The 2900-nt window shown below is 66.8% G+C and carries 3 protein-coding genes; 2 read left to right on the top strand and 1 reads right to left on the bottom strand.

Features of this window, described 5'->3' with window-relative positions:
• Together FJY88_13160 and FJY88_13155 are read left to right on the top strand one after the other, a co-directional pair.
• A partial coding sequence (locus FJY88_13160) for a hypothetical protein (GenBank protein MBM3288275.1) occupies positions 1-534 on the top strand: 534 nt, incomplete at its 5' end.
• A gap of 25 nt (positions 535-559) precedes the next feature.
• On the top strand, positions 560-877 hold the full coding sequence (locus tag FJY88_13155) for a hypothetical protein (GenBank protein ID MBM3288274.1): 318 nt from the start codon (positions 560-562) through the stop codon (positions 875-877).
• 167 nt (positions 878-1044) lie between these two features.
• Here FJY88_13155 and FJY88_13150 read toward each other — a convergent pair whose 3' ends face one another.
• Positions 1045-2325, bottom strand: a complete 1281-nt coding sequence (locus FJY88_13150; GenBank protein ID MBM3288273.1) for a hypothetical protein — start codon at positions 2323-2325, stop codon at positions 1045-1047.
• Between the last annotated feature and the right edge of the window lie 575 nt (positions 2326-2900).

Below are 2900 nucleotides of genomic sequence, written 5' to 3'. Positions count from 1 at the left end.
CTCAACGTCGTGGTCCTCGAATCGAACATGGGCGAGGTGCTCGACTTCGTCGCCTATGGACGGCGCAAGGGCGTCGAGGTCCGCTTCATCGAGCAGATGCCCGGATGGGACGGGGGGACGGACCATGTCCCCAACGGAGCGGTCAAGCGCCTGATCGAGAGCAGACACGCCCTGCGCCGGCTTCGGTCGGGCGAGGATCGCTCCGGGGAGTCCGACCTTGCGGGAGGAGAGCGGGGGGCGAACGGCGGGGACGCCGCGGTCCGCTACGCTGTCGACGGAGGCGCGTCGATCATCGGGTTCGTCTCGCCGATGTCGGAGCCCTTTTGCGCGGGGTGCGATCGCATCAGGCTCCGCGGCGACGGCAAGCTCCTCCCTTGCCTGATGAGCTCCATCGCGCATGATCTGATGCCCTGCGTGCGGCCCGTCCAGATCGCGGAGGATCTGGAGGAGACGATCCGGCGCGCCCTCCGCTTGCCCGGCGTGGTCAGGACTCCGGCCGCGGGCGTTCCCCACATGCCGCGGATCGGCGGATGACCGCGCCGCGGGCGGGTCCACTCTCATGAAGCTGCGGGTTTTCGAGAAGTCGATTCGCCTGAGGCTGAGCGACGACGAGTGCCGCCAGCTCGCCTCCACCGGGCGGGTCGATCGCAGGCTCGTCCTCGATGCCGAAGAAAGCCACTCCTTCGCCTACTCAGTCGAGACCTCGAGCGCCTCCGGCGCGGCTCTCGACTTCCGGGAAGGTCGCTTGAGGGTGACCGTGGCGGCGGGGGAGGCCGAGATTCTCGCCAGCGGGTTGAAGGACGCCATCGAGGCCGTTCATTCAACTCCGGGGGGCGGCTCGATCGCGATCCTCATCGAACGCGATTACGCGCAGTAGGCGCGCTCCGGCCAGTCCACACGCCGAGACCCCGACGATTCCCTTCGCCCCGCCATGTTTGCGGCGCGAGGCTTCGGGAACCGTCGGGGTCCCTGGACTCTCGTCGCGCAGGTCGCGCCCTGCCACTCAGCGAGCGGAGCGGGCCAGAGCGCGATGCGCCGTCTGATCTAGAACGAGTACATGAACGACACGTTGACGTTCATGTTCGAGCGGTCGTACTCGGTCTCCTTGTCGGCGGTCCCCGGATCGTTGCCCATGAATGTCGTCGTGATCATGCCGGTCTCCAAACCGATCTGGACTCCCGCCGTCGGCTTGGCGATGACCATCCCCATGATCGTCGTGTTCGACTTGACATCGGGGGCAGCAAGGAACTCATCGTCCATCTGCTCCACGCCGCCGTTGATCACGAGGTCGAAGGCGGGGGAGACGGCGTACTTCACTTCGCCCCAGCCGCCGGTCGCCGTGATCTCCTCGACGTTCTTGAAGCGCTTCTGGACGTTGTCGACCTTCATGCTGTCCGGGACCATCGCGAACTTGGCGTTGCTGAAGAGGGTGTTGATGTTCTGTCCCCAGAACCCCTCGCCGCTGATCGTGGCCTTGCCGACCGTGATCTGCAGATCGCCCGCGACGGCCATCGAGACGCCCGTCAGGTCGTCGCCCGCGGGGTCGTTCCCGAAGTCCATCATCCCGTAGTGGCCCGAGACGCCGGCCGCAACCTTGGTCGCGCCCTTCACCGTGTAGCCCAGGCGCCCCTGCGCCCAAGGCCATCCGAACTGCTCGCCCCGGCCGTAGGCCTCGCCCTGAGAGACGCCGCCGGTTCCGCCGCCGGTTCCGATCCCCGTCGTGGTGTCCACGACGACGCCGACGGTCACGGCGTCCATGGGCGCATCGGCTCCCAGGGGACGCACGAGCGCGAGATCGACCTTCAGCTCGCCGGTCTCGGACGAGATCGGCTTCATGGTCCCGCGGATCTGCGGCAGGCGCGCCCAGAGATTCCCCGAGGACATCTCCCCGGTGAGGGACATGTGCATGATTGTCGTCGGATTCAGCGGGGCGCAGACGATCCACTCCTGGCCTGCCAGGAGGTCGAACTTGGAGAAGTGCATCTCCATGAAGGCCCTGCGCAGCCGCGGCGCGGCGTTGGTGGGGCCCCCATTGCTTCCGCTACCCCGCAGGCCGTAGAAGTCGAGCTCGAGCCCGGCCGACGGGGTGTAGGTCGCGTCGCTCTTCATCTTCAGGCCGAGCCTCGACTGCCTGGCGAAGATGTTGAAGTTCGGCTCCCCCTTGCCCGCCGGGGCGGCGAGAACCGGGACATCGGTCTGGCTTCTCGTGTTGTAGCTCGCGTTCAGCAGAATGAACCCGTACGGAGTCGTCTCGACCCCGGCAGTGGCGACCATCGGAAGCAGCAGCCCACCGATGATCAAGGCCAGAAACGCACCTCTCTTCACAACCTCCTCCTTTCCATGTGTCCTCGTCGAATACGGCGGGAGCCCGCGGCGAGGCGCGCGCGACGCTGCGCCGGGGGGCCGAAGCCCCCCGAGCCCGTCACGTCCCCCACGCGGCCTCCCTGCCTGCATTCCCTTCTTCTAGAATCCGAACAGCTGCTGATACGCCCTCTGGATCGACTCCGCCTCGTCGGGGCTGATGTTCGATCCGGGCATGGCCGCCATCCTGCGGATGACTTCCATCCTCTGCTCCGGCGACTTGAGGGCGAGGAGCCTGAGTTTCTCCTCCCCGTGGCACGACGCGCATCGGAGGAGCTGGAGCGAGGAGTGGATCTTGGCCATGTCGTCTTCCGTGAAGGTCGCGTCCGGCATCGCCTTCATGTGGGCCAGGGCCGCCTCGATCTGCCCCTTGGAGCTGTGCTCTCCTGCGAAGCGCCTCTCGGTGTGGCAGCTCGTGCACTTCTCCTCGTGGAAGAACTTCATCTGGGGCGCGCTCACGCGGACCAGGTCGTCCTTCGTGGCCAGGACCTCCGTGAGATCCGCGACCTGGCCCCGGAGCCTCGTCACCTGGCTGGTCA

The sequence above is a fragment of the Candidatus Eisenbacteria bacterium genome, from assembly GCA_016867495.1.
Taxonomy (GTDB): domain Bacteria; phylum Eisenbacteria; class RBG-16-71-46; order CAIMUX01; family VGJL01; genus VGJL01.
Note: the sequence above shows the minus strand (reverse complement) of the source record. Positions and strands in the feature narration are given on the sequence as shown.